Annotated in this window: 21 protein-coding genes; 10 read left to right on the top strand and 11 right to left on the bottom strand. The window is 41.2% G+C overall.

Annotated features, from left to right (window positions below; translation table 11 throughout):
• Positions 1-89: 89 nt before the first annotated feature.
• The gene (locus CFS04_RS04205; protein WP_088809360.1) at positions 90-1,382 is read right to left on the bottom strand and encodes an NCS2 family permease; all 1,293 of its coding nucleotides are present in this window, start codon (positions 1,380-1,382) and stop codon (positions 90-92) included.
• A gap of 174 nt (positions 1,383-1,556) precedes the next feature.
• Between CFS04_RS04205 and CFS04_RS04200 the strand changes: the two genes are divergently transcribed.
• Positions 1,557-2,198, top strand: a complete 642-nt coding sequence (locus CFS04_RS04200; protein ID WP_088809359.1) for an HAD family phosphatase — start codon at positions 1,557-1,559, stop codon at positions 2,196-2,198.
• A gap of 45 nt (positions 2,199-2,243) precedes the next feature.
• On the opposite strand, the gene CFS04_RS04195 is transcribed toward CFS04_RS04200, so the two are convergent.
• The 3 genes from CFS04_RS04195 to CFS04_RS04185 all read right to left on the bottom strand — a co-directional run bounded on the left by CFS04_RS04195 (position 2,244) and on the right by CFS04_RS04185 (position 5,629).
• The gene (locus CFS04_RS04195; protein WP_088809358.1) at positions 2,244-3,392 is read right to left on the bottom strand and encodes a pyridoxal phosphate-dependent aminotransferase; all 1,149 of its coding nucleotides are present in this window, start codon (positions 3,390-3,392) and stop codon (positions 2,244-2,246) included.
• Between the two features lie 61 nt (positions 3,393-3,453).
• On the bottom strand, positions 3,454-4,179 hold the full coding sequence (locus CFS04_RS04190) for an amino acid ABC transporter ATP-binding protein (protein ID WP_088809357.1): 726 nt from the start codon (positions 4,177-4,179) through the stop codon (positions 3,454-3,456).
• On the bottom strand, positions 4,172-5,629 hold the full coding sequence (locus CFS04_RS04185) for an ABC transporter permease subunit (protein WP_088809356.1): 1,458 nt from the start codon (positions 5,627-5,629) through the stop codon (positions 4,172-4,174). The genes CFS04_RS04190 and CFS04_RS04185 overlap by 8 nt, the downstream gene beginning before the upstream one ends.
• Positions 5,630-5,802: 173 nt before the next feature.
• Between CFS04_RS04185 and CFS04_RS04180 the strand changes: the two genes are divergently transcribed.
• Positions 5,803-6,129, top strand: coding sequence for a DUF3592 domain-containing protein (locus CFS04_RS04180; protein ID WP_088809355.1), 327 nt, complete (start codon positions 5,803-5,805; stop codon positions 6,127-6,129).
• A 59-nt stretch (positions 6,130-6,188) separates the two neighbouring features.
• On the opposite strand, the gene CFS04_RS04175 is transcribed toward CFS04_RS04180, so the two are convergent.
• The 3 genes from CFS04_RS04175 to CFS04_RS04165 form a co-directional block, all read right to left on the bottom strand.
• Positions 6,189-6,695, bottom strand: coding sequence for a hypothetical protein (locus tag CFS04_RS04175; RefSeq protein ID WP_088809354.1), 507 nt, complete (start codon positions 6,693-6,695; stop codon positions 6,189-6,191).
• A gap of 88 nt (positions 6,696-6,783) precedes the next feature.
• Positions 6,784-7,782: an inorganic phosphate transporter gene (locus CFS04_RS04170; protein WP_088809353.1), complete on the bottom strand. Its 999-nt coding sequence runs from the start codon at positions 7,780-7,782 to the stop codon at positions 6,784-6,786.
• Between the two features lie 11 nt (positions 7,783-7,793).
• On the bottom strand, positions 7,794-8,414 hold the full coding sequence (locus CFS04_RS04165) for a DUF47 domain-containing protein (RefSeq protein WP_088809352.1): 621 nt from the start codon (positions 8,412-8,414) through the stop codon (positions 7,794-7,796).
• A gap of 429 nt (positions 8,415-8,843) precedes the next feature.
• Here CFS04_RS04165 and CFS04_RS04160 point away from each other — a divergent pair, with 429 nt between their 5' ends.
• Genes CFS04_RS04160 through CFS04_RS04150 form a run of 3 tightly spaced genes read left to right on the top strand, consistent with a single transcriptional unit; the run spans position 8,844 to position 10,764 of the window.
• Positions 8,844-9,707 carry an aldo/keto reductase gene (locus CFS04_RS04160; RefSeq protein ID WP_088809458.1) on the top strand — a complete coding sequence of 288 codons (864 nt, stop codon included), beginning with the start codon at positions 8,844-8,846 and terminating at the stop codon, positions 9,705-9,707.
• Entirely contained in the window at positions 9,704-10,372 is a 669-nt protein-coding gene (locus tag CFS04_RS04155; RefSeq protein WP_088809351.1) for a DNA alkylation repair protein, read from the top strand. Before CFS04_RS04160 ends, CFS04_RS04155 begins: the two co-directional genes overlap by 4 nt.
• The gene (locus tag CFS04_RS04150; RefSeq protein WP_088809350.1) at positions 10,369-10,764 is read left to right on the top strand and encodes a VOC family protein; all 396 of its coding nucleotides are present in this window, start codon (positions 10,369-10,371) and stop codon (positions 10,762-10,764) included. The genes CFS04_RS04155 and CFS04_RS04150 overlap by 4 nt, the downstream gene beginning before the upstream one ends.
• A gap of 8 nt (positions 10,765-10,772) precedes the next feature.
• On the opposite strand, the gene CFS04_RS04145 is transcribed toward CFS04_RS04150, so the two are convergent.
• From CFS04_RS04145 to CFS04_RS04130, 4 genes are all read right to left on the bottom strand, one after another.
• Positions 10,773-11,624 (bottom strand): RluA family pseudouridine synthase, encoded by an 852-nt coding sequence (locus tag CFS04_RS04145; protein WP_088809349.1) that lies wholly within the window; start codon positions 11,622-11,624, stop codon positions 10,773-10,775.
• A 41-nt stretch (positions 11,625-11,665) separates the two neighbouring features.
• Entirely contained in the window at positions 11,666-12,970 is a 1,305-nt protein-coding gene (locus CFS04_RS04140) for a hemolysin family protein (protein WP_088809457.1), read from the bottom strand.
• 220 nt (positions 12,971-13,190) lie between these two features.
• On the bottom strand, positions 13,191-14,063 hold the full coding sequence (locus CFS04_RS04135; RefSeq protein ID WP_088809348.1) for a cation diffusion facilitator family transporter: 873 nt from the start codon (positions 14,061-14,063) through the stop codon (positions 13,191-13,193).
• 50 nt (positions 14,064-14,113) lie between these two features.
• A complete protein-coding gene (locus CFS04_RS04130; protein WP_088809347.1) occupies positions 14,114-14,539 on the bottom strand; it encodes a hypothetical protein in 426 nt (141 codons plus the stop codon).
• A gap of 255 nt (positions 14,540-14,794) precedes the next feature.
• Between CFS04_RS04130 and CFS04_RS04125 the strand changes: the two genes are divergently transcribed.
• The 5 genes from CFS04_RS04125 to CFS04_RS04105 all read left to right on the top strand — a co-directional run bounded on the left by CFS04_RS04125 (position 14,795) and on the right by CFS04_RS04105 (position 20,358).
• A complete protein-coding gene (locus tag CFS04_RS04125) occupies positions 14,795-16,936 on the top strand; it encodes a transglycosylase domain-containing protein (RefSeq protein ID WP_088809346.1) in 2,142 nt (713 codons plus the stop codon).
• A 289-nt stretch (positions 16,937-17,225) separates the two neighbouring features.
• A complete protein-coding gene (locus CFS04_RS04120; protein WP_088809345.1) occupies positions 17,226-17,429 on the top strand; it encodes a PLD nuclease N-terminal domain-containing protein in 204 nt (67 codons plus the stop codon).
• Positions 17,426-18,331 carry an ABC transporter ATP-binding protein gene (locus CFS04_RS04115; protein ID WP_088809344.1) on the top strand — a complete coding sequence of 302 codons (906 nt, stop codon included), beginning with the start codon at positions 17,426-17,428 and terminating at the stop codon, positions 18,329-18,331. Before CFS04_RS04120 ends, CFS04_RS04115 begins: the two co-directional genes overlap by 4 nt.
• Positions 18,328-19,116 carry an ABC transporter permease gene (locus tag CFS04_RS04110; protein ID WP_088809343.1) on the top strand — a complete coding sequence of 263 codons (789 nt, stop codon included), beginning with the start codon at positions 18,328-18,330 and terminating at the stop codon, positions 19,114-19,116. The genes CFS04_RS04115 and CFS04_RS04110 overlap by 4 nt, the downstream gene beginning before the upstream one ends.
• A 531-nt stretch (positions 19,117-19,647) precedes the next feature.
• Positions 19,648-20,358 carry a PoNe immunity protein domain-containing protein gene (locus CFS04_RS04105; RefSeq protein ID WP_088809342.1) on the top strand — a complete coding sequence of 237 codons (711 nt, stop codon included), beginning with the start codon at positions 19,648-19,650 and terminating at the stop codon, positions 20,356-20,358.
• Positions 20,359-20,429 lie beyond the last annotated feature (71 nt).

The raw sequence follows: 20,429 nt of genomic DNA, 5'->3' as shown, positions 1-20,429 counted from the left end.
ATTAAGATTACTTTCTTTATAGCAAACGTAGCTTTTTTTGTCTAGTAAAAAAAGCCAAAAGTCTCGGAGGAAACTTCTGGCTTTTGGCATTAATGTGGTAAGAAGGCGACTAAAATGAAGAATAGTACGGCGATAACAATGAGGAATACGTTAAGCTCACGCCATTTACCAGTAAATATTTTTAGGATTGGATAAGAAATGAAACCAAACGCAAGTCCGATTGCAATGCTTGAAGTTAGTGGCATCGCTAGAATGACTAGGAATGCTGGGAATGCCTCGTCAAGCGTATCCCAATCAATTTCTCTAACAGCGCCAATCATCATGCTTCCAACGATGATAAGAGCGGGAGCTGTAATGGCTGAGATGCCGGAAACAGCGCCAACTAGTGGTGCGAAAAAGGCTGAGATGACGAACAGAATCGAAACCGTTAGCGTCGTCAAGCCGGTTCGTCCGCCAGTTGCCACACCTGCTGTGGACTCAATATAAGCGCTCGTAGGGGTTGTTCCAAAAACAGAGCCGACTGTAGTTGCGACCGCATCCGCCATTAGAGCTTGTTTGGCATTCGGCAATGATTCGCCTTTCATTAGGCCTGCTCGCTTGGCTACGCCAATCATTGTGCCAGTCGTATCGAAAATGGTAATAAGTAAAAATGATAAAATGACAGCGTATAAACTGTGTGTGATAACATCTGAAAATGCGTTAAGCGGGTTTGTAAATACAAATTCAGGCATTGGCGGCAATTTTACGAAGCCATCTGTGAATTTTAGTTCGCCGGTGAAAAAGGCGATGATACCTGTGGCAATCATACCGATGAATAAAGCGCCTTTTACATTTAGAGCCAGGAAGATTAACGTGATAAGTAGGCCTGCAATGGCAAGCAGTGCTTCTGACGAGTGTAGGTTTCCTAGGCCGACCAAGTTTGAATCGTTTTGTACGATGATGCCGGTCATTCGGAAGCCAAGAAATGCAATGAACAAGCCAATTCCGGCGGTGATACCAGCTTTTAGATTATGCGGAATAGCCGTGATGATTTTCTCCCGAAACGGTGTTAATGAAAGCAGTAAGAAAATAAGTCCCGCGACAAAAACGGCCGCGAAAGCTACTGAATAATCGAGTTTTTGAGTGGTGACAACAGTGACGAAATAAGCATTCATTCCGAGGCCAGGTGCGATAGCGATTGGGTAGTTGGCGAATAATGCCATCCATAGGGTACCTACAACAGCGGAAATGATTGTGGCCATAAACACTGTGTTAAACGGCACGCCTGCTGCAGATAAAATCGCTGGGTTCACGACGATAATGTATACCATCGTTAAGAAAGTTGTAAATCCGGAGATGATTTCTGTTCTAGCATCGGTTCCGTTTGCTTTTAATTGAAACATAAAATAGTGACACTCCCTTTAATTAATGTTATTTACGAACAATAACTATTACACATACAATAATATTCGTTTTTTAGTTAAAAAGCAAGTGCGGCTTGGCAATTTTTTCGCGCTACCGTCAAAAAGTGAATTATGATACAATGAAAAGGATTACAAAAAGAAGGAGGGCGCAATTTGAAGGCGATTATATTTGATTTTGATGGTACGATGATTGATACCGAAAATTTATGGCATGAAGAAACCATGCGCTATGTCAAAGAAAATTATGATATTACAATTCCCGCGCATATTTATCAAGCGATAATTGGAACATCAGAAGAACCATTACATGAATACTTATTGGAAAAAACAGCCGGGCGGTTTAATGTCGAAAAATTTACAGCCCATATTGCGGAACGTTTACACGGAGGTGTAGATGAATTAGAACTTCGGGAAGGCTTCCTACATATTTTTAATTACGCCGTTCAAAATAATTTTAAAATTGGTTTAGCAACCAGTTCTGGTCGCGATTGGGTCATTCCTGTTTTAGAAAAATTTGAGTTGTTGAAACATTTTTCTAGCATCCAAACAGCCGATGATGTTACAAACATAAAACCGCATCCTGAACTTTACATAAAGGCAATCGAAGAACTGGGGGCGGGAATTGAACGCACTTTTGCCGTTGAGGATTCCTTAAACGGTACGCTAGCCGCAAAAGAAGCCGGCATCCAAGTTATCGTTGTCCCAAATGAAGCAACAAGCGGCATCAAATTCCCCGCAGACGTCAAAATCTATCCCAACTTTGAAGCAATTCCATTAACAGAAGTATTCAAATAAGCCATACGCCAAGCGTATGGCTTATCTTTATCTAATTTTACAAATCTAAAATTCAAGCCCCGCCAGTCGGTCGAAAGCTTCTTCTAGTGTTTTTAAGTCTTGAGTTGCCGCTAGTCGGACATAATTGTCGCCGCCATCGCCAAATGCGCGTCCCGGGATAACGAGAACTTGCGTTTTTTTCAACAGATATTCACTAAAAGTTACAGAATCCATGCCTGTTTTCGTGATATTTAGAAAAGCGTAAATCGAACCTTTCACAGGATGAAGGGATAAATAGGGAATTTCTTTGACGCGTTTTGCGACGTATTCCAGGCGTTCCTGAAAGACTTTACTTACCTCTGGGATAAGTTCTTCCGCATGATTTAAAGCGTAAATAGCCGCACGCTGTGAAGGAGTAGGGGCAGAGTAGGTGATGCCCTCGTTTACAAGCTTGGCTGCCTCGTTAATATAGCTCGGTGCAACCATGTAACCAAGCCGCCAGCCTGTCATCGCAAAGTTTTTCGACATGCTGCCGAACGTAATCGTGTTTTCCGGCGCAAGACGCGCCATCGGAATAAAAGGCTCATAAAAACTAAAACCGTCGTACACTTCGTCAGAAAGAATATAAAAATGATGTTTCTTAGCAAGCTCCGCGATTTTCTCAAGCGTTTCAAGTGAAAAAACCGCGCCAGTTGGATTGTTCGGCGAATTTAAAATAAGCGCCTTCGTTTTATCCGTGATGGCCGCCTCTAAAATGTCCGTATGAATCATAAAATCATCTTTTTCAAAAGTAGGAATGATGACCGGCACGCCACCAGCTGCCAAAACCTGATCTTTATACGGCGAAAAATAAGGTTCATGAATGATAACTTCGTCGCCTGGATTTATAATGACTTGTAGCGCCAAATACATGCCGTGCAAAGCGCCAACAGTTGCCCGAACTTGATTTCGCTCAAAAGAAAGTTCATATGTACGCTTGAAAAAATCACGAATGGCGTCAATCAACTCGACATCGCCGCCTGATTCCGTGTATTTCGTATGCCCCGCTGTAACGTCTTTGAAAGCCGCCTCAATGATTTTCTGATTCGTAATTAAATCCGGATCCCCAATGGAAAGGTCCCAAATGTTTGGCGTTGTTTTCGCAAGCGTCCCAATATCCGCTAAAATATTAACAGGCGTTTCCTGCCATTTCGCACTAATAAAACTTTTATCCATTATGTCATCTCCCTAACGAAAAAGGAACGCACGGAGCATCCCTTTTTCTTGTATTGTAGCATTAAGCTAAAACTTTTCCTAGAAAATCTTTCGTCCGTTCATTTTGCGGATTGCCGAAAATTTCTTCCGGTGTGCCCATTTCTTGAACAACACCAGCGTCCATAAAGACGACACGGTCAGCCACTTCACGAGCAAAGCCCATTTCATGTGTGACAACCACCATCGTCATGCCCTCTTTCGCAAGAGATTTCATGACGCTTAGCACCTCGCCGACCATTTCTGGATCAAGCGCGGAAGTAGGTTCATCAAACAGCATCACATCGGGATTCATCGCGAGCGCTCTAGCGATAGCCACACGTTGCTGTTGACCGCCAGATAAACTTGACGGATAACTTGATGCTTTTTCTGCTAACCCCACTTTGGTTAAAAGCTGAGTCGCGTGTGTTTTCGCTTTGTCGGCGTTCTCTTGCTTGACCTTCAGAGGAGCAAGCATTAAATTCTCAAGTACAGTTTTATGTGGAAATAAATTGAAGTTTTGAAAGACCATGCCCATTCTTTGGCGTAAGCTGTTGATATCCGTACCCTTGGCAAGCAAATTTTTGCCTTCGAATAAAATTTCACCGCTTGTCGGTGTTTCTAGTAAATTTAAACAGCGTAGGAAAGTACTTTTGCCGCTTCCAGAGGGGCCAATGACCACCACCACTTCTCCGGCTTGAATGTCTAAATCAATTCCTTTTAGAACCTCATTTTTCCCAAAATATTTGTGTAAATCATTGACTTTAATCACTTGTTTTCATTCTCCTTTCAGCAACGCCTAGCAGTCTTGATAAGCTGAACGTTAAAACAAAGTAGATGAGCGATGTGATGATAAGCGGAATAAATGGCTTGAAGCTTGCGCCTTGAACAACACCTGTCATAAACATCAGCTCGCTGACGCCGATGATGGAAACAACGGAAGATTCTTTAATAACTGTTACGAATTCATTTCCAAGCGCAGGGAGGATATTTTTAATCGCCTGCGGAAGAATGATGTAACGCATTGCTGCACCTTGTGTCATGCCAAGCGAGCGAGCCGCCTCCATCTGACCTTTATTCACGGCCGAAATACCAGCACGAATAATTTCTGCTACATATGCGGCGCTGTTTAAAGATAGCGCGATGCAACCTGATGCAAAAGCAGATAAATTCAGCCCGAAAACTTGTGTGCCGAAGAAAACGATGAAAATTTGCACGAGTAGTGGGGTACCACGAACAAATTCGATGTACCAAGTCGCCGGCCAGCGCAACCATCTTGTTTTCGCTAGTTTGAGGAGAGCAAGGAAAGCACCAAAGATAGCACCGAAAAACACGCCAATCGCAGCGAGCGCAATCGTATAAAGTGTTCCTTTTACAAAATAACTACCATACTGCTCAAAAAAACCACCTTTTTGGAACATTAGCTCATTCGCTTCTTTTTGATAGTCTTTCAAAAGCCCCTCATCTTTAATCGTTTTAATAGATGAGTTTACTTGATCTTTGAGCGAGGTTGCCCCTTTTTGCATCGCAATCGCTGTTTCTTTTTCGCCATTTACAAATGTAATATCAGAAATGGCAAGCGCCTTATCTTGACTAACATAAGCATCAGCAACAGGCCCCTCAAGCACAACACCGTCTACTTTATTACTCTTTAAGTTTAAAATCAGGTCAGGTACTTTTTGAAGTGAAACGACCGAAGATCCCGTCAGCTCGTTTTGAGCCAGCTCTTCCTGTGTCGTCTGCTTCTGCGCCCCAACTTTCTTGCCGTCAAAGTCTTGTGTGGACGTAAATTTATTTACATCCGCTTTTCGAACAATCACTTTTTGTTGTACGGTCATATACGGGTTCGAGAAATCGACTTCCTTTAAACGTTCCGGTGTAGGCGACATGCCTGAAATGATTAAATCAATTTTCCCGGTTTTTAAGGCGCCTAGGAGGCTATCAAAGCCCATCTCTTTAATATCAAGTTGAACATCCATATCGTCCGCAATTTTTTGCGCGATACTAATATCGAAACCAACCGTTTTATCTTTTCCGTTGATTGTTTGGTGGAATTCATAAGGTGGATAGTCAGCAGATAAGCCAACAACAAGCGTCCCTTTATCTTTAATTGCTTGCAAAGAATTGTCGGAAGCTGCATGTGCAGGAATGAAACTTGAAAAAATGAAAAGAAAAATAAGTCCAATAACTGCGAGCTTCTGCAAGATATTTTTCTGTGCCATGTGCATAACTCCTTTTTTGTATCATTGATGTAATAATAATACATCAATATGTTTAAATATGCAATGTTTTTTTGAAAATTTAGCACTTGAAACTTAAATTGCTATTTTACTACGGGTAAGGTATATTGAAAGCGATACAGAAGTTTTGTTGTAACATAAGGGAGCTTAGAACGATGAAGAAAAGATTTTTAAAGATTTTAATTATTTTTGGCATTGTATTGGTCATTCTTTGGCTATCAGGATTTCTTAAGATAATCTATGTTTATTTGAACAACACAGAAACGACAGCCGAAATTACTCAAGTGAAAAGAACGTTCGAAAAAACGAATTCTGGGAACGTTTATAAAATATATGTCACATATAAAACAGACAATCAGGAAGAAATCCAAACAAGTTTTAGGGAAACTGTTGATGTGTATGAAGCTGATTATTATTACGTTGGAAATACAATTTCAGTGCTCTATTCAAATTGGACACCGTCAGTTTGTTTAGGTCAATGAATGAGGAAGGAAAATGTTTTGCTCATAAAAAAACTATAGACAAGATTAGTTGTCTACAGTCAAAATTCTTCCTTCATCAATTTCTGGATAAAATATCCGAGGAAGAAAAAATTATCGGGGATATTCGTATTGTCGGATAAAAAGTCAAAAGTGACATCATTTTCATTTTCCGTAATGACTGCACTTTCTTGTCCGTGGAATAAAATAATAATCGGAGCATCCTTTTGCTTTTGAATAATCTCAATTGGAAACTCGCCGTCCGTAGAAATAATATGTAGGGGATAATTAGGAAGGTCTTTTTCTACAAAAGAAATGGCCTTTTTGTTTTGCTTATCATGATAGACGATAGAAGCTCCGTCTTTACCAAGCCAACCAATTTCGAGGGTAATCGAGCTGAGCTCTTGATCCATTGTAGATGTATAGGCGAAAATATCATGATTTTTAGAAAAAGCAATTTTGGAAGCAAGTTTGACAAGTTGCCCGATGCTTTCATCTTTTTCGTTTTTCACCTCAATGGGTCGATTTTTAGCGACATAAAGTGGCTTTTCATAATAAAACCTGGACATCAAAAAACTCCTTTCCTTATTTTGTATACGTATTCCCTTTTTTAAAACAAAAAAACCACTACCAGAAGCGGTAATGGTTTGAACAGTTTTATAAGAATAAACGTAAAATGAAAAAGGCTAGCGCTGCAATAACAGCGGAAATTGGGAGTGTGATAATCCAAGTAATAATCATACGTTGTGCGGTATCCCATTTGACCCCTTTTACGCGATGCGCGGTACCAACGCCAAGAATAGACGAGCTGATAACGTGCGTAGTGCTGACTGGTAAATGAATGAAAGTAGCGCCGAAAATAACGATAACAGAACCGAGGTCAGCTGCAACCCCGTTTACTGGCTTGATTTTCATAATTTTACCACCAACGGTTTTGATGATTTTCCAACCACCAATACTTGTTCCAACAGCCATGGCAACTGCACAGGCAACCTGTACCCATAATTGCACCTCATCATCGGATTGGAATCCATTTGCGATGAGCGCCATTGTAATAATACCCATTGATTTTTGTGCATCATTTGTTCCGTGCGTATAAGACTGGAGGGCTGCTGTTCCGACCTGAATCATTCGGAAGCGACGATTTGTCGCGGCTAAATTTAAGTTTTTCAAGAAAATCTTAAATAAAGTGTAGAGCGTATACCCGACAGCAAAAGCTAGGAACGGAGAAGCGATAAGACCAATCAATATTTTGGAAAACCCACCGTATTCAATGGCAGAAAATCCTGCGGAAGCAATCGCAGCTCCTGCAATGGAACCGATTAAAGCATGCGAAGAACTACTTGGAATACCATAGTACCAAGTAAGTAGGTTCCAGAAGATAGCGGCTAAAAGTGCGGCTAAGATTACAATTTCGCCGTGCGGCACGCTAAATGGATCTACGATGTCTTTCGTAATCGTTTTGGCAACACCAGTAAAGGAGATTGCCCCGACAAAGTTCATAACAGCAGCTAAAACAATTGCATGTTTGGGCTTAAGAGCCTTTGTGGAAACACTCGTCGCAATGGCGTTGGCTGTATCATGAAACCCGTTAATCAGGTCAAATGCAAGCGCGGCCAGTACGATGACTACGGTAATTAGTAACATTCCTTCCATCTGGTTGCTCCTTACGCGTTTTTCATGACAATTGATTCAAGCGTGTTTGCAACGCTTTGACAGTTGTCAGCGATTTCTTCTAGGTTTTCATAAACTTCTTTTTTGCGGATGATTTTAACCGCATCGGTTTCTTCTTGGAAAAGCTTAATTAATGATTCGCGGTAAACTTCATCGCACTGAGACTCATAATCTTTAATTTGAATCGCAAGCTTGCGTACGTCTTTAAGTTTCTTATCGAAAACTAAATCTACTGCTTTTTCGATTTCAACCGTACTTTTTTGAATAGCTTCAATGAATTTAAGCATATAGTCGTCATAATGCGTGATTTGACAGATTTCAAGTGAAAAAGCTGTTTGCTCAAGGCCGTCCATAACATCGTCTAGACGATTGGTAAGCTCAAGCATATCTTCACGTTCGATTGGCGTGATAAAAGCATCGTTTAGTTCCATAATCATTTTATGGACCATTGTATCACCAGTTGTTTCATACTCTTTCATTTTATCTGAGAAAGTATGCAAGTCCTCCACTGAATTGATGTTGTAAGATGCAAAAAAGTTGGCGCCTTCATGCAAATTTACTGCAATATCATGAAGCAAAGATGCAAAACGGTCTTTTTTGTTTTTAAAAGCCATTTTTTTCAATTCCCCCGATCTTTTTAGTAAGTCATTTTGGTCATTTTAAGTTGCCCTTCAAGTTAGAACAGGAAGGGTTCTCTCTTTACAATTTGCTTACAAAAAAATAAAAAACTTTTACTTGAAATTTACCACATGTTAATACTAACATATTGATGCTCTAAATAGTAACTTTTTTTTAAGTATAAAGTTACATAAATCGGTCGTAAACGCTTCCATTGCCAAAAATAAAACGTTGCGTAGCTTTAACTAAGAAATAAATTTTTTTAAGTTCATTTCTTTCGGACGATTGCTGACACAAAATTAGCTCATGAAATTATCCTTTTTAGTGGGAAGAAAAGAATAATTTCGGTATACTGGGAGTATTATGTAGAATCTTTTTTGGATAGCTAAAGGAGGTTTGTCAAAGTGAAGACTTTAAAGGACAAAATGATGCTTACAAACGGGGAACAAATTCCATACATTGGCTTAGGTGTTTTTCAGATGAGCGAACCCAATTATATTATGCAAGCTGTTATGCAGGCAATTGAATGCGGCTACCGTCTATTTGATACGGCAGCTGTTTATAATAATGAGAAACAAGTTGGTAATGCGATTCATGCGTGTGACGTAGAACGAGACGAACTTTTTATTAGTTCGAAAATTTGGAATGGCAATCAAGGTTATGACGAAACACTTTTTGCGTTTGAACGCACACTTCAAAATTTAAAGCTGGACTATTTAGATTTATATTTAATTCATTGGCCGATTGCGGGGAAATATCTCGATACGTGGCGGGCTTTCGAACGCCTACTGCGCGAGGGGGCTGTGAAATCAATTGGGGTCGCGAATTTTAAACAGCATCACCTCGAAAAATTATTCCAAGTGGCACAAGAGAAACCCGTTTTAAACCAAGTGGAAACGCACCCGCTACTGCCGCAAAATGAGCTGCGCGAATTTTTGAAGAAACATGATATTGCGCATGCCGCATGGTCGCCGCTTGCGAAAGGGACGCTGATGCAGCATCCGGTTATTGTCGATATCGCGAAAAAGCACGGGGCGTTTGTGGATCAGGTGATTTTGCAGTGGCATTTAAATCGAGATACGATTATTATCCCGAAATCGATTACGTCAAGTAGAATACGTGAAAATGCCAATTTGGCGTATTTTAAATTGGACAATGAAGATATGCGGAAATTAAATAAGTTGGAAACGGGGACATATGTTGGTCCTGACCCGGACGACTTGGACTACTTTTTGAACAGTGTGGAGCGCGAGCGGGAATTCATTGAATCAGGAGATAAGGACGCATGAGCGACTTGCAAAAAATCAAAGACGCGTTACAAAAACTTGCCAGTGCGGAGAATCAGCCCAAAATGGAAGCCTATATGAAAAATCAGTTCGCTTTTTTGGGGATAAAAGCTGGTCCGCGCAAGGAATTTGTACGCGACTATGTAAAGATAAACGGTGCTCCCGAAAATCTCGAATTGCTGGCAGAAAAACTATACCGCGAACCTTACCGGGAATACCAATACGTGGCGATTGATTTATTGATCCGCTACATGAAAAAAGCAGATGAAAATGTGATTTCTGTTTATGAGAAGCTCATTCAAGAAAAATCTTGGTGGGATACGGTTGATTTGCTAGCTAGCACGCTTGTTGGTCACTATTTTTTGAAATATCCCGAACAAATGGCGCCTTACAATCATAAATGGGTGACGGGCGACAACATGTGGCTTGTTAGAACCGCGATTTTATTTCAACTGAAGTATAAAGAAAAGACGAATGAAGCGATTCTTTTTGGAAATTGCGATCAGTGGCGTCATTCCAAGGAATTTTTTATTCAAAAAGCAATTGGCTGGGCGCTCCGCGAGTATGCCAAAACGAAACCTGACAAGGTGAAACAATATGTACTTCGTGCGAACCTTGCGCCGCTTAGTAAACGAGAAGCGCTGAAGCATTTTAAGGACACGCTATGAAGTTGCATCATGTGGAACTTTACGTGGGGGATTTAGAGGCGTCGCGGGAATTTTGGTCGTTTGTGTTGGAAAAACTTGGCTACTCGCTTTTTTCCCAGTGGGAGAAAGGTTTTAGCTACTCAGATTCGGATTGTTACATCGTCTTTGTGCAGGCGGAGGAGCCATTTTTGCCTTTTGGGTACCACAGGGCGCGAATTGGTTTAAATCACTTGGCGTTTTATGAGGCGTCGCGCGCAAAAATCGATGAATGGCGGTCAACTTTGCGTGAGCGCGGGGTAAAATTGCTTTACGATGAGCGTTATCCATATGCGGCAGGAGCCGATTATTACGCAGTCTTTTTTGAAGACCCAGACGGTATGAAAGTCGAGATAACAAATAGCGGTAGCCGGTGAGGCTACTGCTATTTGTATACCCAATCGCGCCCGGGGGACACTTCAAATGTCATTTTTTCTTCGGTGAACGGGTGGGTGAGGTGGAGCCGTTCGGCGTGCAGCAAGACACGTCTTGCGCGCTTTGAACCACCGTAAAGTGTGTCGCCAACAATTGGGTGGTGGATACTGGACGTGTGGACACGAATTTGATGGGTGCGGCCAGTTTTAAGCGTGCAGCGGACGAGCGTGACACCTGCTGTTTTGTCGGCGCTTAAAACGTGAATGTGCGTTTCGGCAGCTTGCCCGTTTGGACTCACACGTTTTTTGCCAGACTGGTGGCGGTCATTTCCGATGGGCTGGTTGATGATGCAGTCACCGTTTAAAACGCCGCCTAGGACAGCTAAATATTCGCGTTTAATTTGCCGCATTTCGAGTTTATACGAAAGGGCAGCTAGGCTGAGCGAATGTTTCGCGAAAAGGATGAGCCCGGATGTCGTTTGATCGAGGCGATGGACAGGCAAAGCGGTGCCGCCACGCGTTTTATTCAAGTAGAATTGAACGTGATTTGCAAGCGTATCCGTTTCACTTGGCGCATTCGGATGGGTTTTCACGCCAGCCGCTTTGTTCACAACAAGCAGATGCGCATCTTCAAAGACCACATCAAGCGGTGCTTTAGTCGCATGAATCGGCTTGTCTTGCGTGGGCAAGGTCAAAATGCCGCCAGAAACGAGCGGTTTGTCGAAGTCTATCAAAACCCCATTAAGCAGCACATTTCCTGCCATACGCAACTCATGGCGCGCCTTTTTCCCAAGATGAAAAAGCTCTTTTAGCACTTCTGCAAGCGTCAGCCCGTCCCAGCTCGGCAAAATTTGAATTTCCACAGTAATTCCTCCTACAAAAGAAGAAAGAATAAGCACGTGGCCTATTCTTCCAGTTTTTTAAAGATTTCTAAGTACTCGATATGATGCGGTTCTGCCTCTTTTACGCGGAAAATAAATCCGCCATATTCAATTTCGTCTCCGACTTCGACTTCGTAGTTTTGCGTTAAGAACCAACCACCAATTGTGTCGACTTCATCTTCCGCGAGATCCGTACCTAAAATATTATTTACTTCGTCAATCAAGAGTTTTGCGTCCACGATAAAATGCCCATCTTTAATTTTTCTGATTTCTGGAATTTCATCTGCATCGAATTCATCGCGAATATCGCCAACGATTTCCTCGACAATATCTTCTACCGTGACAAGGCCAGATGTGCCGCCGTACTCATCTAAAAGAATGGCAATATGTGAACGCTCTTTTTGCATGCGAATTAAAAGTTCCTTAATGGGAATCGTTTCAATGACACGAATAATTGGTTTTACAAACGGGTCAATTGGAAACGGCTTACTTGATTCATGTTCGACGTAAGCCGACAAGATTTCCTTCAAGTTTAAAACCCCGATAATATGATCTTTATCACCGTCAATGACAGGATAACGCGTGTAGCGCTCGTTTTTCATGATGTCAGAAAGACCAGAAATATCAGAGCCGGAATCAACGGTCACAATTTCCGTACGCGGAATCATAATTTCTTTTGCCATTCGTTCATCAAAATCGAAAATTTTATTTACATAACGAAATTCCGACTGGTTAATTTCGCCGCTCTTGTAGCTTTCGCCAACAATGATGCGCAGTTCTTCTTCCGTGTGGGCAATTTCATGCTCACTAGCTGGCTCCAAGCCAAACAATTTCGAGATTAGAACAGAAGATTCATTGAGCAACCAAATGAACGGGAACATGATTTTATAAAAATAATGTAGCGGTCTCGCAACTGTAAGTGCGACAGCTTCTGTTTTATCGATAGCGAGCGTTTTTGGTACAAGCTCCCCAACGACCACATGTAAAAAGGTGATGAATACAAAAGCAATCACAAAGGAAAGAATCGTTACAGCCGAACTCGGAATGGCAAGCATGTCGAAGAGTGGATGTAAGGCCGCCTCAACCGTAGATTCACCGAGCCAACCAAGACCTAGCGAACTAATCGTAATCCCAAGCTGGCAGGCAGATAAGTACGCATTTAAATGGTTATAAATGTATCGTGCCAGTTTAGCACGCTTGTTTCCTTCTGAAATAAGCTGGTCTAGCCTACTCGGTCGCATTTTCACAATTGCAAATTCTGTCGCCACGAAAAAGGCGGAAACTGCAATTAAAAATGCAATAATTAAAAACTTAATCGTTAATATCAATCGCATGCCATCTATAGAACACTATAAATGGCTAACACCTCCTATGGTATCTGTTTTTTTATGAAAGCAGGTGTGAGCTTAGTTCCCAAGAGGAAATACTAGAAGCATCGCCCTGCATAAATTGATTTAGTTTCTCTGCCCCATCGGTATATTCCCTCCCAACCTTAAAAAGCTATACATACTCAAATTATAATGGACTTTCCAAAAGAAAACAACGAATTTATTCTTTAGAAAAAGGCTCGATATGTACAAGCGTGTAAGCATTTGGAAATTCCGTACGAATCACGCTTTCGATGCGCTCGGTAATGGCGTGACTTTCGGTTACATTTAGCGCCGCATCAACCGAGATGGTTGCGTCAATCCAAATACGATTACCGTTAAAACGTGCTTTAATATCCTTCACCTCTTTGACATCGTCCACGCCCGCAATTAGCTTGTGGATTTCTTCCAGTTTGGAGACATCGAATCCGTCTGTCAAACTATGCGCGGCATCAAAGAAAATTTTGACGGCGGTGTAGCCGATGAGAACGCCGACAAGAAGGGCGGTGACCGCATCAAGCCACGGCAACCCAATGATGGCGCCTAAAATCCCAAGACAAGCCCCAAAGCTGACCCAAGCGTCGGAACGATTATCATATGCGGCAGCACGAATGGCTTGACTGTCGATTTTTTTCGAAAGCCGAATGTTAAAAAGATAAATGATGTACATAAACACGCCAGAAAAGAAGGCTACAATGGCAGTGAGCATGCTCGGTGTGCCGTAATTTTTTTGAATTAAGTTGACGATGGATTCAAAGACAACTTGTAAGCTGACGAGTAGCATGATAAAAGAGGCAACTAGTGAGCTGATGGTTTCGGTTCGGCGATGGCCATAGGCGTGGTCTTTGTCCGGCGGAATACGCGAAATTCGAAGGCCAATTAATAGGGCGATAATGGCGATAACATCGGTTGTGTTGTTTAAGCCGTCTGCAAAAAGAGCGTCAGAATGCCCAATAAGTCCAACTGTTACTTTTAGCGCGGCGACAAAGATGTAGGCAAACATGCTTAGGAAAGCGGCTTTTTCTGCTTTTTTAATATCTTGATAGGCTTCCACTTTTCATTCCTCATTTCATTACAAAAATCTCTCCGAAAAAATTCGGAGAGCTAAACTTCTATAAAAGCTTTTTTTAATTGTTTTACCGAAAGTGCGATCGTGTCACACACTTCTTGGTAGTGCGCCCACTTTGCTGGTAATTCATTGATGTGTTCGGGGTCTTCAATATCCCAGTAAACGATTTTTTTGTTAAACGCATCTGGGAAATTCGGTGCTAATTCATTTGTAGAATCGTAAATCGTCACAATTAAATCTGCATCCTCAAGCAATTTTTGGCTAGGCGTGTAAGAAAAACTGTTTGGAGCTTCCATTGAAAATTCATGAAGCACATCATTTACAAAAGAAGTTTCCCGCGCTTTTGACCAAGAGCCGCTGATGAAAGTGACATCACGAAGCGGTAGTTTCTTTGCCCAAGCAAGCGCAATGCTGCTACGAATATGCGATTGTGACAAAAAATAAATAAGCTTGTGAGTCATATTCCAAATCCTTTCTACATCAGTCTGAAAAATAATCTAGCAATATTGTAAAAGTACCCCTTTTTCGCGTTTAGAAACATGATTTATAGGAAAAGTTTTAGAGGAATTGTGACAATGTTATGGCAAGTGTTTACTTTGACTAAAAATAAGACTTAAGAAGGTAGAAAAAAATTCTGATTTAGCGTAAAATGATTATATTCCCGTGTATTTTTATATGCGCGGAGAAAACTAATTAGAGAAAGCTAGGAGATAAATTTGGAAAATTTTAAGCAGCTGATTGTGAAGTATTTTAAACAATTTTTCAGCTTTATCTGGAAATGGATTGGCATTGGATGGCGCAAATTTAGGCGCTTTTTGAGAAATCGTCATGTAATTAAAATTATTATTTTAGCAGTTTTATTAGCGGTATTAGGATTTATTGTATACTTGACGATTGTGGCCAAATCAGCAGATATTGACGCGCTTAAAAAGGGACTTGAAACAGCTACGATTATTTATGATAAGGACGGGGACAAAGCAGGGGAACTTTCGTCTACTGATGCGACGTTTGTTAAAATTGATAAAATTTCCCAAAACTTACAAGACGCAGTTGTTTCCATTGAAGATCGCAAATTTTATGAGCATAATGGTTTTGATATAAAAGGGATAATGCGTTCTGCAGCTGGACTCGTTTCAACTGGTGGGATAACCGGCGGAGGAAGTACGATTACGCAGCAGCTCGCTAAAAATGCTTTGCTAACCCAAGAACAGACGTTTACACGTAAAGCAAAAGAATTGTTTATGGCACGTGAAATTGAGCGGACATATTCGAAAGATGAGATTTTAGAGATGTACTTAAACCGTTCGTACTTTGGTAACGGTGAATGGGGTGTAGAAAACGCATCTAAAAAATACTTCGGCAAATCAGCGGCCGATTTAAACGTTCCAGAAGCCGCTACAATTGCGGGTTTACTTCAGGCGCCTAGTGCGTACGACCCTTACAAGCATTTAGACAAAGCAACGAACCGTAGAAATATGGTTTTAAAAGCGATGCAGGAAAATGGAAAAATTACAGAAGCGCAGTATAAAGAGTATAGCAACACGAAAATTGTGTTAACGAACAAGGCGCAAGACCCACTTGCGAATAAATATCCGTGGTATATTGATGCGGTCATTAATGAGGCGGTCAATGAAGCCGATGTGACGCAAGATGAAATCATGAAAAAAGGTTATAAAATCTACACAGAACTTGACCAAAACTATCAGACTTCGCTTGAAGGAACGTATAGCGATGACAGTTTATTCCCGAAAAATGCGGCAGACGGGACGCTTGTTCAATCTGGTGCGGTATTAATGGATCCAGCAACTGGCGGAATTCGGGCGTTAGTTGGCGGACGCGGAGAACATACTTTCCGAGGGTTTAACCGTGCAACGCAAATGAAAGCTCAACCAGGTTCCACAATGAAACCTTTAGCAGTGTATGTGCCAGCGCTTGAAGCAGGCTGGAAAGTAGACGACATGCTGCAAGATGAGAAGACAACGTATGAAGGCAACTATACCCCGACCAATGTTGGTGGCTACTATCAAGGTGAAGTGCCGATGTATGAGGCTGTCGCTAAATCGATTAATGCGCCTGCTGTGTGGCTTCTTGATCAAATAGGAATTAAAAAAGGTGTTAAATCTTCGAAGGAATTTGGTATTCCGCTTGAAGAAAGCGATGATACGCTCGGACTTGCGCTTGGTGGCTTAAGCAAAGGTGCTTCACCAGTTGATATGGCAACGGCTTACGCAACCTTTGCGAACAAGGGCGTTAAACCAGAAAAGGGCTACATCATTAGTAAGATTGTCGATCCTGCGGGTAACACAATCTATGAACATGTACCAGAAACAAAACGCATCATTTCGGAAAAAACTTCGAATTCAATGACCTCGATGCTTTTGGACGTTGTTAACACTGGAACAGGTACAAACGCTGCTGTTGCAGGATATGAAATGGCCGGGAAAACGGGGTCAACGCAAGTTCCGTTTGATGATACAAGTGGAACGAAAGACCAGTGGTTCGTCGGGTACACACCCGATTTAGTAGGCGCTGTTTGGATTGGCTTCGATAAAACGGATGAGGCGCACTACTTAAAAACAACTAGTTCGCAAGGCGTTGCTAATTTGGCACACTACGTCATGAAGAGCGGATTGCGCTATCAAACGCCGCAAGATTTTGATACGAAGAGTGCCGCACAAGAAACAAAAGCGAAGGAAAAAGAAGAAAAACAAAAAGCGGCAGAAAAAGATGATTTCTGGAATACCGTCAAAGAAAAAGCAAATGATGCTGGAGACGCCATCGAAAAAGGCGCTGACAAAGTCGTTGAATTCGGCGGGAAAGTCAAAGATGGCATCGGAGATTGGATTGGTTCGTGGTAATAAGCAATTAAGTTGGAGCATTTAGCTCCAACTCAGACTGATGACAAACAGCGATCTTCGTTGTTAAAGCCTCCGTTCCGCTCCTCGCGTACTCGAGTACGCTCCGGTGCGGTACTCGGCTTTGCCTAGAATCTCACCATTTGTCATCAGTCTGAATATAGTGGGATTACGTTTTGTTTTGTGTTTTTCTACAATCTGAGTTGGAGCATTTAGCGCCAACTTTTTTTATGTGATTGACTAGAAGTGTTATCTGTTATACAATATATATAACAGAAAAGGAGTGTTTAATATGGAATTTGCAGGAATTAATTGGGCCTTAATTTTACCTATCTTAATTTTAAATCTTGTTCTACTTATTACGGCGCTTGTCGACTTAATTAGACACTGGAATGTGCGCAAAAATGCCATCATTTGGCTTGTCGTTATTTGTTTTATTAATACAATTGGTCCAGTGATTTACTTTATTTTTGGAAGAAAAGAGGAGTTCAAATGACAGAGCTCCGCATTCAAAATTTGTCCAAGCGTTTTGGCGCGCAAAAAGCAGTTCAAAATGTGGATTTAGTTGTGCCAGACGGGGCGTGCCTCGCACTGATTGGCCCAAATGGTGCTGGGAAAACGACACTAATTAATATGCTGGTGCAAATTTTGAAACCAGATGGCGGTGAGATTTTGCTTGACGGGAAACCAATTCGGCATTTGAAAAATTTGATTGGCTACTTGCCGCAGTATCCGCATTTTTATGGTTGGATGACGGCGAAAGAATGCCTGAACTTTATGGGCAAGCTATCCAAAATGAATCAAGCCGATTTAAATGTGCGCATTCCGGAAGTTTTAGCGCTCGTCGGTTTGGAAAAAGAAGGAAACAAACGAATTAGTGGGTTTTCAGGCGGCATGCGTCAGCGTTTAGGCATAGCTCAAGCCATTTTGCATCGCCCGAAATTGCTTGTCATGGACGAGCCAGTCTCGGCACTGGATCCAATTGGACGTATGGAAGTCATTCGGTTGGTTGAGAAATTGAAATCGGAAACGACCATTTTGTTTTCAACGCACATTTTGGCGGATGCCGCTGAAATTTGTGACCATATTACGATGATCAAAAAAGGTGAAGTGGTACTTGATAAGCCGCTCGAAACGCTTTTAAAAGAAGCAAGCACAAATGTTTTTGAAGTGGAACTATTAGGCGAAAACGCAGCGTGGTATGCGGAAGTAAGCGAACACTCAAACATTTTGTTTTCCGAAAAAAAAGGCTCGGTTTACCGGTTTGAAGTGCAAAATAAAGCGGAAATGAGTGTTTTTTTGTTGCAGTCGCTTGCATCAGCGAATGTCGAAGTGGTGCGCTTTATGAATGTGCATGAAACGCTCGAACAAATTTTTATGAAGAAGGTGAGCGAATGAATGCATTACTTGTGAAAGAATGGCTCGAAATGAAACGCAACTTAAAGCTATTATGGTTGCCAATTGTTTTCGCGATTCTTGGCTTAACGCAGCCGCTTATTGTAAAATTCCTACCAGAAATTCTAAAAGCAGTCGGCGGCATTCAAAACGCAGATGCGCTCACACAAATGATGGGCCCCACGACGCCAGAAGTCATTTTAGGTCAAACGCTCGCTTCGCAATTCGACCAGCTCGGCATCATCATTTTTGCAGTCGCAGCGATGGGCACTATTTTGGCCGACAGAACAAGCGGCATGCTCGCTTTTATTATGACGCGTCCCGTTGAACTCAGCAGTTACATTGGCACGAAATGGCTTAGCCAGATCACAACCGCATTTTGCGCACTGCTGTTTGGCTACGCGCTATCCGCTTATTACACGATTCTTTTATTCGGTCATTTAAGTTTAAAACGAGTCATCATCGCCTTTTTGATTTATTTTGTCTGGTTTTGTTTCGTGGTCGGAATTGTCATCTTGGCCAGTGCCTTCTTCAAAAGCAGTGCCGCTGTAGCGAGTACCGCTGTCGTGCTCGCGATTGTTTTCACTGCGCTCAATGCGGTAGACTCAAAATGGCTAGCACTAAATCCAGCCTATTTAAGCAAAAACGCGGTCGAATTTTTAGCCAGTGGTAAGGTTTTAGAATGGTTTTACGTCTCTTTAGTCCTTACGGTGATTTATCTAGTCGCACTATTCGTTTTAACGCTTGTCGTGATGCGAAAAAAACCATTACAGGTTGAGAACCATTAAAAGAGCAAATAGATTCATAAAGAAACGCACTTTTCATTTGAAGAGTGCGTTTTTTAGCTGCAACTGATAAACAAGTTGTCCGTCGTAACTCAGACCACAAATCGACTTTTATTGCCAGTTGGATATAATGTGGTTGTGAACATTTGAACTTTAAGCATAGGAGAGTAAGATGTTTGACTGGTTTGATAGGGATGAAGCCAGTGAGGCAAAAAGTAAGAAACGAAAATATCAAAATTTAGTGACTAAAATTGGATAAATCGAACGAGATATTCAAATGGCTGTTAAGGAAACGGTGTCGTTAGAAATGACACAGTATTTAAATCCTTATAACTAACCAGGACAACGATTAAAAGTAACCAGGATATTCTGTTAGATGGTATAATAGCACAGAAATTGCCGAATTAATAAAAGTTGAATTATTAATGTATCCTAAAAATGTTCAATCGCTATTAGTAAATGTTGATGTAAATGGGAATCATGTTGAGAGGGTCTTAGATTCAGCAGGTAAAAAAAACAGTGAAGGAGAATGTTATGCGAGATATTATTAAAGATTCACTATACTTTGAAAACCATCTCAATGAAATAAATAGATTGATAAAGAAATATGCTGATATGAAACTCATAATTATAGGTGAATATGGGGAAAATAGTCCGAGGGTGAGGACTGCTAATATAATTTTATCGAACTATTATCTTGATAAAATAAACTCGCTATATTCAATGGGTAAAACCCAAAATGAGATTAAAGAAGTTTATTCTTACTTTGTTGAAACACTTGATTCAACATGGGATAAAGAAACTGGAAGTTATATACAATTACTTCAAGCTGTTTCACTTGGAATATTCTTAGAGGAGACTAAAGAGCTTGAAATATTGCAGCAGTTAGTACAAAGAGAAGGTTTTCATGATTTTCTGATTGATTATATGTTTCATAGTGTAGATAATTCATGGGTGAAAACTAATGAGCTTGCATTCACTAGACCATATGAAACTTTGAAAGCTGTGACGCAAGCTCACACAAAAGAGGTAGCGGAAACATTACTGAAGCAATATGTGGAAAAAGAATGGTATCAAGGTCATCGTGATGCTGGTTGGTATAATTCACATAAAAGCCCTCATGCTATCTATAACGGATATTGGAGTTATGAAAGTGGGGCAGTTGCTAAAATTATGCAACTTAATGATGCGGAATTTCAAACTATTAAATATTATCCTTATGATTTTGTACAATATGAACAATGAAGAGTCTGGAGCGTACTTAGCATTTGTTCCGTGAAAAAAATAGAGAAGCAAAAAGCCATCTTTAAAAACGG

Origin of the sequence: Listeria sp. ILCC796 (assembly GCF_900186175.1) — a bacterium.
Lineage (GTDB): Bacteria > Bacillota > Bacilli > Lactobacillales > Listeriaceae > Listeria > Listeria goaensis.
The sequence above is the reverse complement of the archived record's forward strand: the minus strand, read 5'-3'. Positions and strand labels throughout refer to the sequence as shown.

What these genes read in the sequence shown, in the direction of transcription:
- CFS04_RS04205 (WP_088809360.1), bottom strand. Translation starts at nt 1,382, where the DNA reads ATGTTTCAATTAAAAGCAAACGGAACCGATGCTAGAACAGAAATCATC.
- CFS04_RS04185 (WP_088809356.1), bottom strand. Translation starts at nt 5,629, where the DNA reads ATGGCACAGAAAAATATCTTGCAGAAGCTCGCAGTTATTGGACTTATT.
- CFS04_RS04160 (WP_088809458.1), top strand. Translation starts at nt 8,844, where the DNA reads ATGATGCTTACAAACGGGGAACAAATTCCATACATTGGCTTAGGTGTT.
- CFS04_RS04175 (WP_088809354.1), bottom strand. Translation starts at nt 6,695, where the DNA reads ATGTCCAGGTTTTATTATGAAAAGCCACTTTATGTCGCTAAAAATCGA.
- CFS04_RS04180 (WP_088809355.1), top strand. Translation starts at nt 5,803, where the DNA reads ATGAAGAAAAGATTTTTAAAGATTTTAATTATTTTTGGCATTGTATTG.
- CFS04_RS04120 (WP_088809345.1), top strand. Translation starts at nt 17,226, where the DNA reads ATGGAATTTGCAGGAATTAATTGGGCCTTAATTTTACCTATCTTAATT.
- CFS04_RS04115 (WP_088809344.1), top strand. Translation starts at nt 17,426, where the DNA reads ATGACAGAGCTCCGCATTCAAAATTTGTCCAAGCGTTTTGGCGCGCAA.
- CFS04_RS04110 (WP_088809343.1), top strand. Translation starts at nt 18,328, where the DNA reads ATGAATGCATTACTTGTGAAAGAATGGCTCGAAATGAAACGCAACTTA.
- CFS04_RS04195 (WP_088809358.1), bottom strand. Translation starts at nt 3,392, where the DNA reads ATGGATAAAAGTTTTATTAGTGCGAAATGGCAGGAAACGCCTGTTAAT.
- CFS04_RS04150 (WP_088809350.1), top strand. Translation starts at nt 10,369, where the DNA reads ATGAAGTTGCATCATGTGGAACTTTACGTGGGGGATTTAGAGGCGTCG.
- CFS04_RS04170 (WP_088809353.1), bottom strand. Translation starts at nt 7,782, where the DNA reads ATGGAAGGAATGTTACTAATTACCGTAGTCATCGTACTGGCCGCGCTT.
- CFS04_RS04130 (WP_088809347.1), bottom strand. Translation starts at nt 14,539, where the DNA reads ATGACTCACAAGCTTATTTATTTTTTGTCACAATCGCATATTCGTAGC.
- CFS04_RS04105 (WP_088809342.1), top strand. Translation starts at nt 19,648, where the DNA reads ATGCGAGATATTATTAAAGATTCACTATACTTTGAAAACCATCTCAAT.
- CFS04_RS04165 (WP_088809352.1), bottom strand. Translation starts at nt 8,414, where the DNA reads ATGGCTTTTAAAAACAAAAAAGACCGTTTTGCATCTTTGCTTCATGAT.
- CFS04_RS04155 (WP_088809351.1), top strand. Translation starts at nt 9,704, where the DNA reads ATGAGCGACTTGCAAAAAATCAAAGACGCGTTACAAAAACTTGCCAGT.